This window comes from Pseudomonas sp. UTLPPB19802, from assembly GCF_059730225.1.
In genome coordinates this window covers 6,697,494-6,717,170 of the sequence record NZ_AP048545.1, presented here as the reverse complement: position 1 = coordinate 6,717,170, position 19,677 = coordinate 6,697,494, and the positions used below count along the sequence as shown (strand labels likewise).

21 protein-coding genes and 1 riboswitch are annotated in these 19,677 nt (G+C 63.7%); of the genes, 17 read left to right on the top strand and 4 right to left on the bottom strand.

From position 1 onward, the window contains the following. Window positions 1-2: 2 nt before the first annotated feature. From AC6I6U_RS29560 to purM, 3 genes are read right to left on the bottom strand one after another with little or no spacing between them, the layout of a single operon-like run. Window positions 3-716 (bottom strand): DUF3108 domain-containing protein, encoded by a 714-nt coding sequence (locus AC6I6U_RS29560; RefSeq protein ID WP_497879491.1) that lies wholly within the window; start codon window positions 714-716, stop codon window positions 3-5. An 8-nt stretch (window positions 717-724) separates the two neighbouring features. Beyond that, window positions 725-1,387, bottom strand: a complete 663-nt coding sequence (gene purN, locus AC6I6U_RS29555) for a phosphoribosylglycinamide formyltransferase (protein WP_497879490.1) — start codon at window positions 1,385-1,387, stop codon at window positions 725-727. After that, window positions 1,387-2,445 (bottom strand): phosphoribosylformylglycinamidine cyclo-ligase, encoded by a 1,059-nt coding sequence (purM, locus tag AC6I6U_RS29550; RefSeq protein ID WP_497879489.1) that lies wholly within the window; start codon window positions 2,443-2,445, stop codon window positions 1,387-1,389. Before purM ends, purN begins: the two co-directional genes overlap by 1 nt. Before the next feature lie 375 nt (window positions 2,446-2,820). Here purM and AC6I6U_RS29545 point away from each other — a divergent pair, with 375 nt between their 5' ends. The 6 genes from AC6I6U_RS29545 (at window position 2,821) to AC6I6U_RS29520 (ending at window position 8,285) form a co-directional block, all read left to right on the top strand. Then, window positions 2,821-3,879 (top strand): DUF2066 domain-containing protein, encoded by a 1,059-nt coding sequence (locus tag AC6I6U_RS29545; RefSeq protein WP_497879488.1) that lies wholly within the window; start codon window positions 2,821-2,823, stop codon window positions 3,877-3,879. 37 nt (window positions 3,880-3,916) lie between these two features. Beyond that, window positions 3,917-4,990: an AI-2E family transporter gene (locus AC6I6U_RS29540; protein ID WP_497879487.1), complete on the top strand. Its 1,074-nt coding sequence runs from the start codon at window positions 3,917-3,919 to the stop codon at window positions 4,988-4,990. Between the two features lie 266 nt (window positions 4,991-5,256). After that, window positions 5,257-5,961 carry a DnaA regulatory inactivator Hda gene (hda, locus tag AC6I6U_RS29535; RefSeq protein WP_054060433.1) on the top strand — a complete coding sequence of 235 codons (705 nt, stop codon included), beginning with the start codon at window positions 5,257-5,259 and terminating at the stop codon, window positions 5,959-5,961. A 232-nt stretch (window positions 5,962-6,193) separates the two neighbouring features. Continuing rightward, window positions 6,194-6,829: a C40 family peptidase gene (locus tag AC6I6U_RS29530; RefSeq protein ID WP_497879486.1), complete on the top strand. Its 636-nt coding sequence runs from the start codon at window positions 6,194-6,196 to the stop codon at window positions 6,827-6,829. Between the two features lie 234 nt (window positions 6,830-7,063). Then, window positions 7,064-7,600 carry a C40 family peptidase gene (locus AC6I6U_RS29525; RefSeq protein WP_497879485.1) on the top strand — a complete coding sequence of 179 codons (537 nt, stop codon included), beginning with the start codon at window positions 7,064-7,066 and terminating at the stop codon, window positions 7,598-7,600. Between the two features lie 22 nt (window positions 7,601-7,622). Beyond that, window positions 7,623-8,285, top strand: coding sequence for a class I SAM-dependent methyltransferase (locus AC6I6U_RS29520; RefSeq protein ID WP_497879484.1), 663 nt, complete (start codon window positions 7,623-7,625; stop codon window positions 8,283-8,285). A 12-nt stretch (window positions 8,286-8,297) separates the two neighbouring features. Here the strand turns inward: AC6I6U_RS29520 and AC6I6U_RS29515 are convergent, their stop codons facing one another. Further along, window positions 8,298-9,611: a PQQ-dependent sugar dehydrogenase gene (locus AC6I6U_RS29515; RefSeq protein ID WP_497879483.1), complete on the bottom strand. Its 1,314-nt coding sequence runs from the start codon at window positions 9,609-9,611 to the stop codon at window positions 8,298-8,300. 292 nt (window positions 9,612-9,903) lie between these two features. Continuing rightward, a riboswitch (cobalamin riboswitch) is annotated at window positions 9,904-10,123 on the top strand. 83 nt (window positions 10,124-10,206) lie between these two features. Between AC6I6U_RS29515 and cobO the strand changes: the two genes are divergently transcribed. The 11 genes from cobO (at window position 10,207) to AC6I6U_RS29460 (ending at window position 19,673) form a co-directional block, all read left to right on the top strand. Next, on the top strand, window positions 10,207-10,818 hold the full coding sequence (gene cobO, locus AC6I6U_RS29510; protein WP_497879482.1) for a cob(I)yrinic acid a,c-diamide adenosyltransferase: 612 nt from the start codon (window positions 10,207-10,209) through the stop codon (window positions 10,816-10,818). Beyond that, window positions 10,815-12,203 (top strand): cobyrinic acid a,c-diamide synthase CobB, encoded by a 1,389-nt coding sequence (locus AC6I6U_RS29505; protein ID WP_497879481.1) that lies wholly within the window; start codon window positions 10,815-10,817, stop codon window positions 12,201-12,203. Before cobO ends, AC6I6U_RS29505 begins: the two co-directional genes overlap by 4 nt. Continuing rightward, entirely contained in the window at window positions 12,200-12,850 is a 651-nt protein-coding gene (gene bluB, locus AC6I6U_RS29500; protein WP_497879480.1) for a 5,6-dimethylbenzimidazole synthase, read from the top strand. Before AC6I6U_RS29505 ends, bluB begins: the two co-directional genes overlap by 4 nt. After that, complete coding sequence (cbiB, locus tag AC6I6U_RS29495) at window positions 12,847-13,755, top strand: adenosylcobinamide-phosphate synthase CbiB (protein ID WP_497879479.1); 909 nt, start codon at window positions 12,847-12,849, stop codon at window positions 13,753-13,755. The genes bluB and cbiB overlap by 4 nt, the downstream gene beginning before the upstream one ends. Further along, window positions 13,748-14,740, top strand: a complete 993-nt coding sequence (cobD, locus tag AC6I6U_RS29490; protein ID WP_497879478.1) for a threonine-phosphate decarboxylase CobD — start codon at window positions 13,748-13,750, stop codon at window positions 14,738-14,740. The genes cbiB and cobD overlap by 8 nt, the downstream gene beginning before the upstream one ends. Further along, window positions 14,737-16,191, top strand: a complete 1,455-nt coding sequence (locus AC6I6U_RS29485) for a cobyric acid synthase (protein ID WP_497879477.1) — start codon at window positions 14,737-14,739, stop codon at window positions 16,189-16,191. The genes cobD and AC6I6U_RS29485 overlap by 4 nt, the downstream gene beginning before the upstream one ends. A 15-nt stretch (window positions 16,192-16,206) precedes the next feature. Beyond that, entirely contained in the window at window positions 16,207-16,728 is a 522-nt protein-coding gene (gene cobU, locus AC6I6U_RS29480) for a bifunctional adenosylcobinamide kinase/adenosylcobinamide-phosphate guanylyltransferase (protein WP_497879476.1), read from the top strand. Continuing rightward, window positions 16,725-17,780 carry a nicotinate-nucleotide--dimethylbenzimidazole phosphoribosyltransferase gene (gene cobT, locus AC6I6U_RS29475; RefSeq protein ID WP_497879475.1) on the top strand — a complete coding sequence of 352 codons (1,056 nt, stop codon included), beginning with the start codon at window positions 16,725-16,727 and terminating at the stop codon, window positions 17,778-17,780. The genes cobU and cobT overlap by 4 nt, the downstream gene beginning before the upstream one ends. Further along, on the top strand, window positions 17,777-18,355 hold the full coding sequence (gene cobC / locus AC6I6U_RS29470; protein WP_497879474.1) for an alpha-ribazole phosphatase family protein: 579 nt from the start codon (window positions 17,777-17,779) through the stop codon (window positions 18,353-18,355). Before cobT ends, cobC begins: the two co-directional genes overlap by 4 nt. 2 nt (window positions 18,356-18,357) lie before the next feature. Further along, window positions 18,358-19,089, top strand: coding sequence for an adenosylcobinamide-GDP ribazoletransferase (locus AC6I6U_RS29465; protein WP_497883131.1), 732 nt, complete (start codon window positions 18,358-18,360; stop codon window positions 19,087-19,089). Between the two features lie 170 nt (window positions 19,090-19,259). After that, the gene (locus AC6I6U_RS29460) at window positions 19,260-19,673 is read left to right on the top strand and encodes a MarR family winged helix-turn-helix transcriptional regulator (protein WP_497879473.1); all 414 of its coding nucleotides are present in this window, start codon (window positions 19,260-19,262) and stop codon (window positions 19,671-19,673) included. Window positions 19,674-19,677 lie beyond the last annotated feature (4 nt).

Here is a 19,677-nt window from a genome sequence, read left to right as displayed (position 1 = left end):
GCTCAGTTGCCCTTGACGGCCTTGCCGTCTACGGTACCGTCCTGGAGCATGATGTTGTACTCCTTGCCGTCGGTCTCGACCTGGCGCAGGGCGACCAGGATGTAACCCCAGTCCTTGGCGAACCACATCTGGGTGATGCGCTTGCTTTGTGTTGGATCACGTACGCGCTCGACCTTGATCGCGTCAATCGTGCCGGCCTTGGTCTGGACCTTTTCCGGGCCGATCACGCGGAAGTCGTAGGTGTCGGTGTCGGTGCCCTCGGCAACCCGGTAGCTCATGCTTTTCTTGCCGGCGGCCACGTCACGCTGCAGGGCCAGCTGGTAGGTGGACTTGTCCAGCATGCCGCTTTCCAGGGGCAGGTTGACCGAGTCCTTGCCTTCGAAACCGGTGACCTTGTTGCTCGCCCAGTCGAAGTCCAGGTTGATCTTCTTGGCCTTGCCCAGCCCGCCACGCTCGAAGGTGTAGGTCTGTGGCAGCAGCTTGTCCTTCTCGAGGCGAATGGTGCTTTCCTCGGTCAGGCTGGCAATCATCATGGAGGCCTTGAAATTCAGGGTCCAGGTGCCATTGGTGTTTTTCGTCAGGCTACGTTCTGCCGAACCGCTCATGGGCAGCTGTTTCCAGTCTGCGGTATAGCTGGCGGAGAACGGCTGAAGATCCGCCGCCTGCGCCATGGGCAGGGCGAGCAGGGTAAGAGCGAAGAGCAGGGCGCGACGCATAAAATCTCCTAGGTTCGAATCGAATGGCCGCTGGCCGCCAGTAGTTGGCCGTCCAGCAAGGCACCCTGTTCGCCAAGGCTCAAGCGTCCTTCGGCGAACCAGCGTACCGCCAGTGGGTAAATCCTGTGTTCCTGGGCATGCACCCGTTGCGCCAGACTCTGCGCCGAATCACCAGACTCTACCGTAACCACAGCCTGTACGACCAGAGGCCCGCCATCGAGTTCCTCGGTGACGAAATGGACGCTGCAGCCGTGCTCGCTGTCGCCGGCATCCAGGGCGCGCTGGTGCGTGTGCAGGCCCTTGTACTTGGGCAATAGCGAAGGGTGGATATTGAGCAGGCGCCCCTGATAGTGACGGACGAAGTCTGCACTTAGGATGCGCATGAAACCGGCCAGGACTACCAGTTGGGGGTTGAAGGCGTCGATCAGTTCGATCAGGGCGGCATCGAAGGCTTCGCGGCCTTCGAAGGCCTTGTGATCCAGGGAGCGGGTTTCGATGCCCGCATCCCTGGCACGTTGCAGGCCGTAGGCGTCGGCGCGGTTGGAGATCACCGCGGCGATATGGGCCGGGTTGCCCCCGGTCCGTACGTCATCGATCAGGGCCTGCAAGTTGCTGCCGGAGCCCGACAGCAACACCACGACGCTGCAGGTCGGGCTTATCGGCTCGGACATCAGTGAGCCTTGAGGTTGTTCAGCTCGACCTGGGCAGCGCCTTCGGCGGCCACGGCGATCTGGCCGATGACCCATGGCTGTTCGCCAGCTTCGCTCAGGACCTTCAGGGCGCTTTCAACGTGTTCCTGGGCTACGCAGATGACCATGCCAACGCCGCAGTTCAGCACGCGGTGCATTTCGGTTTCGTCGACGTTGCCTTTTTCCTGCAGCCAGTCGAAGACCGCCGGACGCTGCCAGCTGGCCACGTCGATCACGGCCTGGGCGCCGGCGGGCAGAACGCGCGGGATGTTGTCCAGCAGGCCGCCGCCGGTGATGTGGGCCATGGCCTTGACGGCGCCGGTGTCCTTGATCAGCTTGAGCAGCGGCTTGACGTAGATGCGGGTCGGCGCCATCAGCAGGTCGGTCAGCGGCTTGCCGTCGAGTTGGGTGTTCTCGATGTCGGCGCCGGAGACTTCGATGATCTTGCGGATCAGCGAGTAGCCGTTGGAGTGCGGGCCGGAGGATGGCAGGGCGATCAGGGCGTCACCGGTGGCCACTTTCGAGCCGTCGATGATTTCCGATTTTTCCACCACGCCAACGCAGAAACCGGCCAGGTCGTAGTCTTCGCCTTCGTACATGCCTGGCATTTCAGCGGTTTCGCCGCCGACCAGCGAGCAGCCGGACAACTCGCAGCCAGCGCCGATACCGGTGACCACCTGGGCGGCGGTGTCAACGTTGAGCTTGCCGGTGGCGTAGTAGTCGAGGAAGAACAGTGGCTCGGCGCCGCAGACCACCAGGTCGTTCACGCACATGGCGACCAGGTCGATGCCGATGCTGTCGTGCTTGTTCAGGTTCAGCGCCAGGCGCAGCTTGGTGCCGACGCCGTCGGTGCCGGAGACCAGGACCGGCTGCTTGTAACCGGCCGGGATCTCGCAGAGGGCGCCGAAACCGCCCAGGCCGCCCATGACTTCCGGACGCGCAGTGCGCTTGGCCACGCCTTTGATGCGTTCGACCAATGCTTCACCGGCGTCGATGTCTACACCGGCGTCCTTGTAGCTCAGGGAGGGTTGCTTGCTCATGATCCAGGCCTATAGGGGGGATTCTTGGGTATCGACCGGGAACGACGGAACCACCGCAAAGAACGAACACAGGTCGTGCTTTTCAGTTGTCCGGCCATTGCCGGTCTGCGAAGGCGCGCGATTTTATCAGGCTTGAGCAGCAGCGGCCATCCTCGGGCCGACGGGCAGGGCGATATCGATGAAAAAATCCCTGGGCGGCGACGCTGGCTGCATCGGGCGCGGCTGTATAAGGTATAGCCTCATCAGTCGCTGTCTTTCATGACAGCGGAAAAACTTTCGTGATGGTATGAATGATGGCACTGCGCTGTGGTCACACGCCTGTTCCTTTGTATTCATGCGGTCTTCAAGCCGTTTTCTGCCTGTCGGGAATTTTCCATGCGTTTGTTCAAGTTACTGAGTGCCGGTTGCCTGTCGCTGTTGAGCCTGGCGATCCATGCCGAAACCCTCAACGGTCTGTACCAGGTGCGCGAACCGGTCAGCAGCCAGTCTCCCGATGAGCGCAACCAGGCCACCCAGCGGGCGCTGGAAACTCTGGTGCTGCGCCTGACCGGCGACCCCAAGGCTGCGCAGAATGCAGGCCTGGCCGAGGTGCGCAAGGATCCGCAACAGATTATCAGCCAGTATGGCTACGACGCCGGGCCGCCGGAGAGCCTGCAGGTGGATTTCGATCCGGTCAGCACCGACCGGGCCTTGCGTGGTGCCGGGTTGTCGTTGTGGGGGCGCAATCGGCCAGCGATTCTTGGCTGGTGGTTGAGCGATTCCACCGAGGGTTCGAGCCTGGTGGGCGATGGCCAGTCGGCGGCGGAGCCGTTGCGCCGGGCGGCACAGCATCGTGGCCTGCCATTGCGCCTGCCGCTGGCTGACCTGGAGGAGCAGATTGTCGCCACCGCAAAGAACCTCGAGGGCTCCGATGCTTCGCCATTACAGGCGGCTTCCGAGCGTTACGGCGCTGATGCCCTGTTGGCGGTGCACGCTCGCCAGAACGGCGCACAGTGGGAAGCCAAATGGCGTCTGTGGCTGGGTGACCAGAAAGAGCAGGGCACTGTGCAGGGCGCGGATACCGCCGCGCTGGCCGATGCCGTGCTGCTGGCGGTGAGCGAGCGCCTGGCGCCACGTTTTGCCGTGAAGCCCGGGGTTGCCACGGAGCAGTTGCTGGAAGTCCAGGGAATGACCCTGGAGCACTACGGTGCGCTGGAGCGACTGCTCGAACCCTTTGGTGGTCGGCCGGTGAGCGTCGACGGTGATCGTATCGTCTACCAGGTCAGTGGCAGCGCGGAGCAGTTGCGTGCGCAGGTGGGGTTGGCGAAGTTGCAGGAGATCCCGCCTGGCGAAGTTCCTGCACCTGTGGCTGCACCGACCAGCGATCCGGCTGCGGCCAACAATGCGGCTCCGGCAGCGCCAGCGGTGACCCCGCAGTTGCGCTTCCGTTGGTAAACCATCTTTCCTTCTATATATAAGGCTGGAATCGTCCATGACCGACATTCGTCGATGGATTTGGCTTGGCGCGGCGTTCGTGCTGTGTTTGCTGGTGTATCTGCTGCACCCGATCCTGTCGCCGTTCCTGGTGGGGATCCTGCTGGCCTACCTGTTCGATCCGGTGGTCGACCGGCTGGAAAAAATCGGCCTTTCACGGACCTGGGGCGTAGTGACGGTGTTTGCCCTGTTCACCTTGATACTGATGACCCTGCTGCTGGTGCTGGTGCCGATGCTGGCCAAGCAGTTGTTTCGACTCTATGAGCTGGCGCCGCAGGTGCTCGACTGGCTGCAGCACACCGCGATGCCCTGGGCCCAGCACAAGTTCGGCCTGGCGGATGGCTTCTGGAAGTTCGACAAGGTCAAGGCGGCCATCAGTGAGCATATGGGCCAGACCACTGACATCGTCGGCGTGGTCCTTTCTCAGGCCACGGCATCGAGCCTGGCGCTGATGGGCTGGCTGGCCAACCTGGTGCTGATCCCGGTGGTGAGTTTCTATCTGTTGCGGGACTGGGACCTGATGATGGCGAAAATCCGCAGCCTGCTGCCGCGTCAGCAGGAAGGCAAGATCGTCGCGCTGGCCGAGGAGTGCCATGGCGTGCTCGGTGCCTTCGTGCGCGGACAACTGCTGGTGATGCTGGCGCTCGGAGGAATTTATGCCGGTGGCCTGATGCTGGTCGGGCTGGAGCTGGGGCTGTTGATTGGGCTGTTGGCAGGGCTGGCGGCCATCGTGCCCTACATGGGGTTCGTGATCGGGATTGGTGCGGCGATCACGGCCGGGTTGTTCCAGTTCGGTGGCGAGCTGTATCCGATGATCGGTATTGTCGCGGTGTTCATGGTTGGCCAGGCCCTGGAGGGGATGGTGCTGACACCGCTGCTGGTGGGGGATCGGATCGGCCTGCACCCGGTCGCGGTGATCTTCGCGATTCTCGCCGGTGGCGAGTTGTTCGGCTTTACCGGCGTGCTGCTGGCCCTGCCGGTGGCGGCGGTGATCATGGTGCTGGTGCGGCATGTTCACGATCTGTACAAGGAATCGGACATGTATGGTGGCCAGGAAGACCCGGAGTTGTGAGGCTGCCATGAGGTAGGGGAGGTCGGTCTGGGCGGGCAGCGTGTCGATGTCGTCTTGGGCACGGCCGACAGGTGGCTTGCGGGTATCATCGTCCGTAAGCCGGCACCGGCGGATGTCGCGCAAGTTTTGACGACGGTTTCCCTTGGTTAACGCAAACCTTTGATTTTGCTTGTGGTCTGCCGCATTGTGCGTCCGGCGTCACGGGTATAGACTTTGCAGACTTTACACAGAGGCCACTAACGGTTCCCGGGAACTGTTCAGTCAGCATGAAACCGATTCAGCTGCCCCTAGGTGTGCGTCTACGGGATGACGCTACCTTCATCAACTACTATCCAGGCGCGAATGCCGCTGCACTCGGCTATGTCGAGCGGCTATGCGAAGCCGACGCCGGGTGGACCGAAAGCCTGATCTATCTCTGGGGCAAGCACGGCGTGGGGCGTACCCACCTGTTGCAGGCGGCGTGCCTGCGTTTCGAGCAGTTGGGCGAACCGGCGGTGTACCTGCCGCTGGCCGAGTTGATGGACCGTGGTGTCGAACTGCTGGATAACCTCGAACAGTACGAACTGGTCTGCCTGGATGATCTGCAGGTGATCGCCGGCCGTGCCGACTGGGAAGAGGCGTTGTTTCATCTGTTCAACCGTTTACGCGACAGCGGTCGGCGCCTGCTGATCGCCGCCTCTACCTCGCCCCGTGAGCTGCCAGTGAAGCTGGCTGACCTCAAGTCGCGGTTGACCCTGGCGTTGATTTTCCAGATGCGCCCGCTGTCCGACGAAGACAAACTACGTGCTTTGCAACTGCGTGCTTCAAGACGCGGCCTGCACCTGACCGACGAGGTAGGGCATTTCATCCTGACTCGTGGGACCCGCAGCATGAGTGCGCTGTTTGAATTGCTTGAGCGCCTCGATCAGGCCTCCTTGCAGGCTCAGCGCAAGCTGACCATCCCTTTCCTGAAAGAAACCCTGGGCTGGTAAAACAGCGGTAAAGTCCCCTGTTATCGGGGGCCTCAGAGGGCATTAGCCAAATTCAAGACGTGGCAAAACCGGCGCTGAAGTCAATTTTCAGGCGCCTGAAAGGCGTTCGGGTATTAAGCCCTTAGATGTTTTCAGGAAGTGACCGAGTCACATTTTGGTTCATAAAATTTGCAAATAAGGGTGATAGAAGGCATAGTCGCACCTTCTAACAAACCCAGCCACGGTCGTGCCCATGCTAAATCGCTTCGCACCCCTCGTGCCTCTCGCACTCGTTACCTTGCTTTTTGGTTGCGCGGCGCATACGCCGGTTTCGCAACAGCAGGTAGATAATTCGGTTAAAACCGCTTCGGTTTCTGGCGTCAAGTCTTCCTCCGTACTGGACGATGAACTGGCCACCGAGAAAGAACTCGCCGAGTTCTCCGATAGCAAGCCATACCAGCTGCCAGTTCTTGCCGACAGCATTCTCGAACGCGGCATGTCCCTGATCGGTACCCGCTACCGTTTTGGCGGTACCAACGAGAGTTCCGGCTTTGATTGCAGCGGCTTCATTGGTTATCTGTTCCGTGAGGAAGCCGGCCTCGATCTGCCACGCTCCACGCGTGAGATGATCAACGTCAAGGCGCCACTGGTTGCTCGCAACAAGCTCAAGCCCGGTGACCTGCTGTTCTTCGCCACCAACGGTCGCCGCGGTCGCGTCAGCCACGCCGGTATCTACCTGGGTGATGACCAGTTCATCCATTCCAGTAGCCGTCGCAGTGGTGGTGTTCGGGTCGACAGCCTGGGTGACAGCTACTGGAGCAAGACCTTCATCGAAGCCAAGCGCGCCCTTGCAATGGCTCCAACCACGGTCACAGCCAGCAACAAGTAAAGACGCGGACGTTGTCGCTGCCGCCAGCCATGCTTGGCGGGCAAGCTGCTAAGCTTGATTGATCGCAGTGTTGTACAAAAAACGTCCGAAGTTAAAGTGATACTTGAAGTTTGGCGCGTAACCGCTAGAATTCTGACTTATTGTTGAGTGCCTGACCGCGCAAGCCCTGCTTGCGCGGTTTTGGTTTCTCCACGCCACGGCAGAGCAAGCCGCATTCAGTCAGGATTTCTGCATATGTCGATCTCGGCCCGCATCGCCCTCGTTGCCCTCACCGCATTGCTCGGTGCCTGTGCCAGCCATCCTCCACCCGCTCCGGCGCCCGTGGCTCGTCCCGTGGTATTCGCCTCGCCGCAACCCACCTCGCCGGAAGCCGAAGATGTGCTGTTCCGTGCGTTGGGCCTGGTCGGTACGCCATACCGCTGGGGTGGTAATACGCCGGATTCCGGTTTTGATTGCAGCGGCCTGATCGGCTATGTGTACCGTGACATGGCCGGCATCAACCTGCCGCGTTCGACCCGTGAAATGATCGTGATGCGTGCCCCGAACGTACCGCAGGATGCCCTGCAGACCGGCGACCTGATCTTCTTTGCCACCAATGGCGGGTCCCAGGTCAGTCATGCCGGGATCTACGTCGGCGAGGGCCGGTTCGTCCATGCCCCGGCTACCGGCGGAACGGTCAAGCTGGACAGTTTGTCCAAGGCCTATTGGCAGCGGGCCTACCTGAACGCCAAGCGGGTCCTGCCCGCCGAGCATCTGGCCCGCAATCCCTGAGGTCTGATCGCGCGAGGTTGTCATGACCGCCCGCACCCTGAAGCTTGACGATGCCCTCTATAGCTACCTGCTGGAGGTTTCCCTGCGCGAGACACCGCTCTTGCGGCGCCTGCGCGAGGAAACCCAGGCGCTGCCCATGGCACGCTGGCAGGTGGCGCCCGAACAGGGCCAGTTCCTTGCCTTGCTGGTGCGCCTGACCGGCGCCCGGCGTCTGCTCGAAGTGGGCACCTTTACCGGCTACAGCGCGCTGTGCATGGCCTCGGCGCTGCCGCAGGGCGGTTCGTTGCTGTGCTGCGACATTCCCGGCGACTACAACGCCACGGCGATGCGCTACTGGCGCGAGGCCGGATTGGAGCAATGCATCGAACTGCGCCTGGCGCCTGCCCTCGACACCCTGGCCGAACTGGAGCGCCAGGGGCAGGCTGGTTCCTTCGACCTGATCTTCATCGACGCCGACAAGGCCAACTACCCGCGCTACCTGGAGAGTGCACTGCATCTGCTGCGTGTCGGCGGCCTGGCGATTTTCGACAACACCCTATGGAGTGGCCGGGTGTTGGAGGTGGATGCGCAAAGCGAGGACACCCGGGCCATCCAGGCCCTGAATCGGGCCTTGAAGGATGACGCGCGGGTGGACCTGTCGTTGTTGCCGGTGGGGGATGGCCTGACGCTCTGTCGCAAGCGCTAGCTCGGGTCGAGGCTACTTGGCTGGCGAAACGCGCCAGATCTTGTTACCGACATCGTCCGCCACCAGCAGGTCGCCCTGACGGTCGATCACTACGCCCACCGGCCGGCCCATGGCATTTTCCTCCTTGTCGAGAAAACCGCTCAGTACGTCGATTGGCTGGCCATTGGGCTTACCGTTGGCAAAGGGTACGAAGATCACCTTGTAGCCGCTGTGGGGCTTGCGGTTCCATGAGCCGTGCTGGCCGATGAATGCGCCCTGGGTGAACGGTGCCGGCAGTCTGCTACCCTGGGCGAAGGTCAGTCCGAGGGAGGCGGTGTGAGGGCCGACGGCGTAGTCGGGGGCGATGGCCTTGGCCACCATGGCCGGGTCCGACGGTGATACCCGGACATCCACGTGTTGCCCGTAGTAGCTGTAGGGCCAGCCATAGAAAGCACCGTCCTTCACCGAGGTGATGTAGTCCGGTACCAAGTCACTGCCAATCGCGTCCCGCTCGTTGACCGCCGTCCATAGCGCTCCGCTCTGGGGTTCCCAGGCCAGGCCATTGGGGTTGCGCAAGCCGGAGGCGAAGATCCGCTGCTTGCCGCTCGCCGGGTCAACCTCCCAGATCGCCGCACGGCCCTGTTCCTTGTCCAGGCCGTTCTCACCGACGTTGCTGTTGGAACCGACGGTGACGTAGAGCCTGCTGCCGTCCCGGCTGGCGATGACGTTTTTGGTCCAGTGGTGGTTGAGGGTGCCGCCGGGCAGATCGACGACCTTCTGTGGCTGGGCCTTGATTGCGATTTCGCCCTCTTCGTAGTGAAAGCGCAGCAGGGCATCGGTGTCGGCCACATACAGGTCATTGCCCACCAATGTCATGCCGAACGGAGAGTTCAGGCCTTCGATGAAGGTCGTGCGTGTTTCCGCGATCCCATCGTGATTGGCATCGCGCAACAGGGTGATGCGATTCGCGCTGGGCACGCCGGCTCCGGCGCGATCCATGACCTTGTTTGCAATCCAGCCGCGCAGCCCCTGATTGTCATCGGGTCTGGAGGGGGCATTGCTCTCGGCGACCAGCACATCGCCATTGGGCAATACGTACAGCCAGCGTGGATGGTCGAGGTTTTCGGCGAATGCGTTGACCTGGGTTCCGCTGGCAGCCATGGGGCGGGTGCCTTCGGGCCAGCCGACGGCCGGGGCGATGTTGACTGTGGGAATCAGGGTCTTGTTCGGTTCCGGGAGCTTGGGCGATGGGCCGGTTCCATCGGACACAGACAGGCTGGAACTTTCGCCACAAGCAGCCAATCCGCTGGCAAGCAGAATGATCACGGCGTGTTTCTGCTGGAACATGTTGAATCTCCATTAATCCTTGTATTTGCCCAGCAGTAGATGGGGTGGATTGACGCAGGTTCAATCCCTCCTTTGGCGAGTTGCTCCTGGCCGCCTTGGAAATGGTCATCCGTCATGACAGGTATTCCCGGAGCTCGTTGGGCAGGGCCAGATATCCAGGGCCCCGGTGATGGGTTCGATGAGCAAGGCCGCCACGGCGTCGGCACCGACCTGGCCCATTTCGCCTGTTCATGTCCCGGTTCGCCGAGGTTGGCGGTCGGCTTCAATTGACGCTCCCCCCCCAACCCTCTAACCTTCGCGGTTTGTTTCAGGTGCTCTGTGGCGATCCGTCGACAGGGTGAAACAGGGAAGCCGGTGAGCCCTCAGGTAGGCGCGAGCCCGGCGCTGCCCCCGCAACGGTAAATGAGTCAAGACTGCGCTTTTTGCCACTGTGCCACTGGCACGGGAAGGCGCGCGGTCCCGCGTTCGCGCCGCTCATGAGTCCGGAGACCGGCCTGATCCATTCCACAGCGTCACGGCGGGCGATGCTGGACGGCTTCGGCCGTGCCTGTGTCTGCTCGCCGTTTGCCTTATCCAGCCCCAACGGAGAGCTGCCATGAACGAATCCCCCGATCGCGACGAACGCCACCTGGCGCGCATGCAGCGCAAGAAGGCGGTGATCGACGAGCGTATCGCCAACGCCCCGAATGAATGCGGCCTGCTGCTGGTGCTGACCGGCAACGGCAAGGGCAAGAGCAGCTCGGCCTTCGGCATGCTCGCCCGGGCCATGGGCCACGGCATGCAGTGCGGCGTGGTGCAGTTCATCAAGGGCCGCAACAGCACGGGAGAGGAGCTGTTTTTCCGCCGTTTCCCCGAGCAGGTGCGCTTTCACGTGATGGGCGAGGGCTTCACCTGGGAGACCCAGGACCGCCAGCGAGACATCGCGGCCGCCGAAGCTGCGTGGGCGGTCTCTCGGGAAATGCTCGCCAATCCGGACATCGGCCTGGTGGTACTGGATGAGCTGAACATCGCCCTCAAGCACGGTTATCTGGATCTGGACCAGGTGCTCAGCGACTTGCAAGCACGACCGCCGATGCAGCATGTGCTGGTCACCGGCCGCGGTGCCAAGCCGGAACTGATCGACCTGGCCGACACCGTCACCGAAATGGGCCTGCTCAAGCACGCGTTCCAGGCCGGGATCAAGGCGCAGAAAGGCATCGAACTATGAGTCAGCCGCGTCATTGCCCGGCGGTGCTGATCGCCGCGCCGGCTTCCGGCCAGGGCAAGACCACGGTGACGGCCGCGCTGGCGCGCCTGCACCGGAACCAAGGGCGCAAGGTCCGGGTGTTCAAGTGTGGCCCGGACTTTCTCGATCCGATGATTCACGAGCGTGCCAGCGGTGCGCCGGTGTACCAGCTCGACCTGTGGATGGTCGGTGCCGAGGAAAGTCGTCGGTTGCTCTGGGAGGCGGCGGGCGAGGCTGACCTGATCCTGATCGAAGGCGTCATGGGGCTGTTCGATGGAACGCCGTCGAGCGCCGATCTGGCGCGGCACTTCGGCGTGCCGGTGCTGGCGGTGATCGATGGCACGGCCATGGCCCAGACCTTTGGTGCCCTGGCCCTGGGCCTGGCGCGTTACCAGGCGGACCTGCCGTTTGCCGGGGTGTTGGCCAACCGGGTCGGCACCCCGCGGCATGCGCAATTGCTTGAAGGCAGCCTGACCGAAGGCCTGCGCTGGTATGGCGCACTCTCCCGCGAGACCGGGATCGAGCTGCCGAGCCGCCATCTCGGGCTGGTCCAGGCCAGCGAACTGAATGATCTGGACCGCCGCCTCGATGTTGCGGCCGAGGCCCTGGGGGCCAGTTGCGAAGTCGCCTTGCCGCCGGCGGTCGAGTTCGCAGCACCGCAGGTCGTCTCCATCGAGCCGCTGTTGGCCGGAGTACGTATCGCGGTCGCCCACGACGAGGCGTTCGCTTTCATCTATGGCGCCAACCTGGATCTGTTGCGGACATTGGGCGCTGAGCTGAGCTTCTTCTCGCCGATTCACGATCACGGGCTGCCGGACGCCGATAGTCTGTACCTGCCGGGTGGTTACCCGGAGCTGCACCATCTGACACTGACGCAGAACCAGCTGATGTTGGCGGCGATCCGTGCGCACCATGCCGCAGGCAAGCCGCTGCTCGCCGAATGCGGCGGCATGCTTTACCTGCTCGATGCGTTGACCGACGTCGACGGCCAGCGTGCCGAACTGCTTGGCCTGCTGGCCGGCGAGGCGGTGATGCAGAAGCGCCTGGCGGCCCTGGCCTTGCAGACCGTGGAACTGCCGGAAGGCGTGCTGCGTGGGCATACCTATCACCACTCGTTGACCAGCACCGAGCTGACGCCGATTGCCCGTGGGCTGAGCCCCAATGGCGGGCGCGGGGCAGAGGCGGTCTACCGTGTGGGGCGCACGACTGCCTCCTACGTGCATTTCTATTTTCCGTCCAATCCCCGGGCGGTTGCCGCGCTGTTGGCACCGCAGTCGGTGGATTGCTCTCCTGATCATGCCAAGGCCGGCGGTTTCGATGTGGACGCAGGCTTGCCGGGATGCCGGGCCACTGCGAAGAGGCAATGACAGACAAGGTTTTTTCCCTAGAGGAGCGCGAGGCAATCTACCGCGCCATCGCCGAGCGCCGCGACATGCGGCACTTCGCCGGCGGCACGGTGGCGCCAGAGCTGTTGGCGCGGTTGCTGGAAGCTGCACACCAGGCACCGAGTGTTGGCCTGATGCAGCCCTGGCGATTCATCCGGATCAGTGATCGCGCCTTGCGCGGGCAGATCCAGCAGTTGGTGGAAGAGGAGCGGGTGCGTACTGCCGAGGCCCTGGGCGAGCGCTCAGATGAGTTCATGAAGTTGAAGGTCGAGGGCATCAACGACTGTGCCGAGGTATTGGTTGCGGCGCTGATGGACGGACGTGAGCGGCATATTTTCGGTCGTCGGACACTGCCGGAGATGGACATGGCATCGTTGTCCTGCGCGATCCAGAACCTCTGGCTGGCCTCGCGGGCCGAAGGCCTGGGCATGGGCTGGGTATCATTGTTCGAGCCGCAGGCACTGGCCGACCTGCTCGGGCTGCCGGCCGGAGCCAAGCCGCTGGCGGTGCTGTGCCTGGGGCCGGTCGAGGCATTCTACCCGGCACCGATGCTGGTGCTGGAAGGCTGGGCGCAACCGCGTCCGTTGAGCGAGTTGCTGTACGAAAACTATTGGGGAGTGAGTCAATGAGTGTGGCGTTGTTGAGTGTCGCCGGGGTTGCGCTGGATGCGCTGCTGGGCGAACCCAGACGCTGGCATCCGCTGGTGGCGTTCGGTCGCCTGGCCGATCGCATCGAACAACGTTTCAACTCCGGCGGCCGTGGCTGGCGCAGCCATGGCGTGACCGCCTGGGTGCTGGCGGTGGTGCCGTTGACGCTGCTGGCCACCGCGCTGTCGTGGGCGCCCTATGTCGGCTGGGTTGTCGAGATCCTGTTTCTCTACTGTGCCCTCGGCATGCGCAGCCTCGGCGAACACGTGGCGCCGGTGGCCCAGGCTTTGCGCGGTGGCGACCTGGAACGGGCTCGCCAGCGCGTCGGCTACCTGGTCAGTCGCCAGACCTCGGAGCTGGATGAAGCTGCGGTGGCTCGCGCGGCGACCGAATCGGTACTGGAGAACGGCAGCGATGCGATTTTCGCCGCGCTGTTCTGGTTCGCGGTGGCCGGGGTGCCAGGTGTGGTGTTGTACCGGCTGAGCAATACCCTTGACGCAATGTGGGGCTATCGTAACGAGCGCTTCGAGCGTTTCGGCTGGGCGGCGGCCAGGATCGACGACTTGCTCAACTATATTCCTGCCCGGCTGGTGGCGTTGACCTACGCTCTGCTGGGTAAAACCCGACTGTCGCTGAAGTGTTGGCGTACTCAGGGACCGACCTGGGACAGCCCGAATGCCGGGCCGGTGATGGCCGCTGGTGCGGGTGCCTTGGGCGTCGAACTGGGTGGTGCGGCGATCTATCACGGCGAGCTGCACCAGCGCCCGCGGTTGGGTGAAGGCCCGGCTGCGGATGCCGACGCGATCGACCGCGGCTGGCAATTGGTGCAGCGCGGGGTATGGCTATGGTTGCTGATTCTCTGTCTGGGAGCTGAGTTTTATGCTTGAGCACGGCGGGCGGTTGCGCAAGGCGGCGGAACACTACGGGATTGCCGAGGCGGATTGGCTGGACCTGTCCAGCGGCCTGGCACCCTGGCCCTGGCCGATCCCGGCGATTCCCGAGCGTGCGTGGGCGCGCCTGCCGGAAACCGATGACGGTCTGGAGCGGGCCGCCTGCACCTATTACGGTGCACCGTTGGCGCTGCCCGTACCCGGTTCCCAGGCGGCGATCCAGGCGTTGCCGCAATTGCGCCGCACCGGCAAGGTCGGCGTGCTCTCGCCCTGCTATGCCGAACATGCCGAGGCCTGGCGTCGTAGCGGCTACATTGTCCGTGAAGTGCTGGAACACGAGATCGACTTCTTTCTCGACAGCCTCGACGTGCTGGTGGTGGTCAACCCGAACAATCCCACGGGTCTGCGGCTGTTGCCGGAACAGCTGCTGGAGTGGCATGGGCGGCTGGCCCAGCGCGGCGGCTGGCTGGTGGTCGACGAAGCGTTCATGGACAACACCCCGGAGCAGAGCCTGGCGGCGCATACCCACAAGGTCGGCCTGATCGTACTGCGTTCGTTCGGCAAGTTCTTCGGCCTGGCCGGTGTGCGGCTGGGTTTCGCCCTGGCCGAACGCAAGCTGCTCAAGCTGCTGGCCGAGCAGATCGGCCCCTGGGCCGTTGCCGGGCCGACGCGGGTGCTGGGGCAGGTCTGCCTGGCTGACGGTGAAGGTCATGTTCGGCAACGGCAACGCACGGAACAGGCCAGTCAGCGCCTGGTGGCCCTGTTGACGGAGCACGGCCTTGCTCCTCAGGGCGGCTGTGCACTGTTCCAATGGCTGATCACCAGCCGTGCCGAACATTTGCATGAATTCATGGCACGGCGCGGGATCCTGTTGCGCCTGTTTGTCCAGAACAGCAGCCTGCGTTTCGGCCTGCCACCGGATGAGGCCGGCTGGTCGCGACTGGAGCAGGCGTTCAAGGCCTATAACGAGGAACATCCATGAGCACCCTGATGGTCCAGGGCACCACTTCGGACGCCGGCAAGAGTACGCTGGTGACGGCCCTGTGCCGCTGGCTGACTCGCCAGGGCGTCCGGGTGGTGCCGTTCAAGCCACAGAACATGGCGCTCAACAGCGCGGTCACCGCCGACGGTGGCGAAATCGGTCGGGCCCAGGCGGTCCAGGCCCAGGCCGCCGGGCTGCAACCGCACACCGACATGAACCCGGTGCTGCTCAAGCCCAACAGCGACACCGGGGCCCAGGTGATCGTCCATGGCCGCGCCGTGACCACCATGAACGCTGTCGCCTATCACGACTACAAGGCCATCGCCATGCAGGCAGTGCTGGCCTCGCACCAGCGCTTGAGCCGCGACTATCCGGTGGTGATGGTCGAGGGCGCCGGCTCGCCGGCGGAGATCAACCTGCGTGCCGGTGATATTGCCAACATGGGCTTTGCCGAGGCGGTGGATTGCCCGGTACTGCTGATCGCCGATATCAATCGCGGCGGTGTGTTCGCCCATCTGGTGGGCACCCTGGAGCTGCTGTCGCCGAGCGAGCAGGCACGGGTCAAGGGCTTCATCATCAACCGTTTTCGCGGTGACATCGCACTGCTGCAGCCCGGCCTGGACTGGCTGGAAGCGCGTACCGGCAAGCCGGTGATCGGCGTGTTGCCCTATGTCATGGACCTGCACCTGGAAGCCGAGGATGGCCTGGATCGACGCCAGACCGAAAAGCTCGACCAGGTCTTGAAGGTGGTGGTGCCGGTGTTGCCGCGCATCAGCAACCATACCGATTTCGATCCGCTGCGCCTGCACCCGCAGGTCGACCTGCAGTTTGTCGGCCCTGGCGAGGCAATCCCGGCGGCGGACCTGATCGTCCTGCCCGGCTCGAAAAGCGTGCGCAGCGACCTGGCCTATCTGCGCCAGAACGGCTGGGAAACCGCGATCAACCGACACCTGCGCTATGGCGGCAAGCTGCTGGGAATCTGTGGTGGCCTGCAGATGCTCGGCGAACAGGTGCACGACCCGTTGGGTCTTGAAGGGCCTGCGGGTTCCAGCGACGGTTTCGGGCTGCTGGCCTTCAGCACCGAGCTGGAGCGGGAGAAGCAGTTGCGCAATGTACACGGGCACCTGACGCTGGAGAATGCCGAGGTCAGCGGCTACGAGATTCACGCTGGCGTGACCACCGGGGCGGCGCTGGAGCAGCCGGCGGTATTGCTGGATGACGGCCGTTGCGATGGTGCCCGCAGTGTCGACGGACAGATTCTGGGTACTTATCTGCACGGCCTGTTCGAATCGCCGATGTCCTGCGCCGCGCTGTTGCGCTGGGCAGGCCTGGAGGCGGTGCAGGAAGTGGACTACCACGCCCTGCGCGAGCGGGATATCGAACGCCTGGCCGATCTGGTCGAGCGGCATCTGGACACGGCTCGCCTGCGCGAGCTGTGCGGTCTTGGTTAAGCGGATCGACTGAATATGCAGCAACTGATTCTGGGCGGTGCCCGTTCCGGCAAGAGTCGCCTGGCCGAGCGCCTGGCGGCGGAAAGCGGGCGACAGGTCATCTATGTCGCCACCAGCCAGCCGCTGGATGGCGAGCTGAGTGCTCGGGTCGCCTTGCATCGCGAGCGGCGCCCGGCCCATTGGGGGCTGGTCGAGGAGCCGTTGCAATTGGCGCAGGTCTTGCGCGACAACGCCAGCGCCGATAGCTGCCTGCTGGTGGACTGCCTGACCCTGTGGCTGACCAACCTGCTGATGCAGGAAGATTCGTCGCGCCTGCAAGCCGAGCGTGACGCGTTGCTGGAGTGCCTGGCGCATTTGCCGGGCGAAATCATTTTTGTCAGCAACGAGAGCGGCCTGGGTGTCGTGCCGCTGGGCGAATTGACTCGCCGTTATGTCGATGAAGCCGGTTGGCTGCATCAAGCCCTGGCCGAACGTTGTCAGCGTGTCGTGCTGACCGTTGCCGGCCTGCCCCTGACTTTGAAAGGACCTGCGTTATGAATCAATTGTGGTGGCTGGAGCCCTGCAGGGCAATCGACGGGCAAGCCCGTGAGGCGGCGTTCGAGCGTCAGCAGCAGTTGACCAAGCCGACCGGCTCCCTTGGCCTGCTGGAGCAGGTGGCGGTGCAACTGGCGGGCCTGCAGGGCCGGCTCAAGCCGCGGGTCGACCATCTGTGGATCGCGATTTTCGCCGGTGATCATGGCGTGGTCGCGGAGGGGGTGTCGGCCTATCCCCAGGAAGTCACCGGGCAGATGCTCGCCAACTTCGTCAGTGGTGGCGCGGCGATCAGCGTGCTGGCGCGACAACTGGGCGCGCAACTGGATGTGAATGACCTCGGCACCGTCACGCCGATGCTCAATCTGCCCGGCGTACGCCACCTGCAGATCGGTGCAGGTACGGCGAACTTCACCCAGGGCCCGGCGATGACCGAGGCCCAGGGGCTGTTGGCCCTGGAGGCCGGGCGCGATAGCGTACGCCGGGCGGTGGCGGCCGGTAGCGAGCTGTTCATCGGGGGCGAGATGGGCATTGGCAACACTGCTGCGGCGAGCGCCGTGGCCTGTGCCTTGCTGGGCTGTCCGGCGAGCCTGCTTGCCGGGCCGGGCACCGGCCTGGACCCGGCCGGAGTCAGTCACAAGGCCCAGGTGATCGAGCGGGCGCTGGCGCTGCATGCCGGACATTCGAGTGATCCGTTGCAGGCCTTGTTCCGTCTTGGCGGCTTCGAGGTCGCGGCGCTGACCGGGGCTTACCTGGCTTGCGCGCAGGAGGGTGTGGCGGCGCTGGTCGATGGTTTCATCTGCAGCGTGGCGGCGATGGTTGCCGTGCGGCTGAATCCCGACTGCCGGGATTGGCTGATCTTTGGCCATCGCGGTGCCGAACTGGGCCACCGGCATGTCCTCGAAAGCCTGCTGGCCGAGCCATTGCTGGAGCTGGGCCTGCGCCTTGGCGAAGGCAGCGGCGCGGCCCTGGCGGTGCCCCTGGTGCGCCTGGCCTGCGACCTGCACGGCCAGATGGCGACCTTTGCCGAGGCGGCGGTGGCGGATCGTCCGGCATGACGACGTTGCACCTGGACCTGCTGCGCCATGGCGAAACCGAGCTGGGCGGTGGCTTGCGTGGCAGTCTGGATGATGCCTTGACCGACAAGGGCTGGGAGCAGATGCGCCAGGCGGTATTGGCGAGTGGTCCCTGGAGCCGGGTGGTGAGTTCGCCGTTGCAGCGTTGCGCGCGTTTTGCCGTGGAACTGGGTGAGCGGCTCGGGCTGCCCGTCGAGTTGGAAAAAGACCTGCAGGAGCTGCACTTCGGCGCCTGGGAAGGGCAGAGTGCGGCGGCGTTGATGGAGACCGATGCCGAAGCCCTGGGGCGCTTCTGGAGCGATCCCTATGGCTTCACTCCGCCCGCAGGCGAGCCTGTGTCGCGATTTGCCGAGCGGGTGCTGGTGGCGGTCGAGCGTCTGCAGCAACGCCATGCGGGAGAGCGGGTATTGCTGGTCAGCCATGGCGGGGTGATGAAGTTGCTGCTGGCTCGGGCACGAGGGTTGCCTCGTGAACAACTGCTGCAGGTCGAGGTAGCCCATGGTGCCTTGTTCAGCTTGCAGGTATCGGCTGACGGCCAACTGAGGGAAGGTTCGTGAGCCTGTTGCCATTCTGGATTGCCCTGCAGTTTCTCAGCAGCCTGCCGATTCGCCTGCCGGGCATGCCGCAACCCCAGGAGTTGGGGCGCTCGTTGCTCTGGTATCCACTGGTTGGCTTGCTGCTGGGCGGCGGACTGTATGGAGCCGATTGGCTGCTGTCATCGGCGCCAGCGTTGCTACACGCGGCCTTGCTGCTGACGATCTGGGTGCTGTTCAGCGGCGGTCTCCATCTCGATGGCCTGGCTGACAGCGCGGACGCCTGGTTGGGCGGATTTGGCGATCGCGAGCGTACGCTGACGATCATGAAGGACCCGCGCAGCGGGCCGATTGCCGTGGTGACCCTGATCCTGGTGCTGCTGTTGAAGTTCTGTGCCTTGCTGGCACTGATCGAACAGCAGCAGACCATCGCCTTGGTCCTCGCTCCCTTGATCGGGCGCAGCGCGCTGCTGGGGCTGTTTCTGCTGACGCCATACGTGCGGGCAGGTGGATTGGGCCAGGCGTTGGCCGACCATCTTCCGCGACGGGCCGGCTGGCAGGTTTTGCTGGTCAGTGTACTCGCTTGTTTGGGGCTGGCCGGATGGCACGGGGCGCTGGCGCTGCTGCTGGCGGCAGGGTGTTTCTGCTGGTTGCGACACCTGATGATTCGGCGCCTGGGCGGAACGACGGGCGATACCGCCGGGGCTTTGCTGGAGTTGCTGGAGATGGCGGTTCTCGTGGGGTTAGCGCTGGTCTGAGGTGTTTCGGGTGCCCCTTCGCGGATAAATCCGGCTCCCACAGAGAGCGGGCCAGGCAGGTGCTTGGTGTACACCTGTGGGAGCCGGATTTATCCGCGAAGGAGTACCCCGCATATCCCTGGACATTGATTAAACTTGTATTTGGAAAGTAACGGGTATATACACGCATCATGTTATCCACCGACTGCTTATGCATCAGCCTGCGTCGCGCCGCTCGTGGCGTCAGCAGGCATTACGACGGCGCTCTCGACGGCTTCGGGATCAACGTTGCGCAGTATTCCTTGCTGTGCAATCTGCGGCGCCTGGAGAAACCGAGCATTTCCGGCCTGGCCGAGGCGATGGGCCTGGATCGCAGTACATTGGGCCGCAATCTGCGGGTACTTGAAGGCGAAGGCCTGGTGACGATGAGCGAAGGCGCTGACCAGCGCAATCGCCTGGTCTGCCTGACGGAAACCGGTGCCAAGCGGTTGGAGGAAGCTTTCCCGGCCTGGGAGGCGGCGCAGCAGCGCCTGGCCGACCGTCTGGGCGAGGAAAAGCGCGCAGCCTTGCTTGCGTTACTGGATGAACTGGCGGAGGGCGAGTAATCGC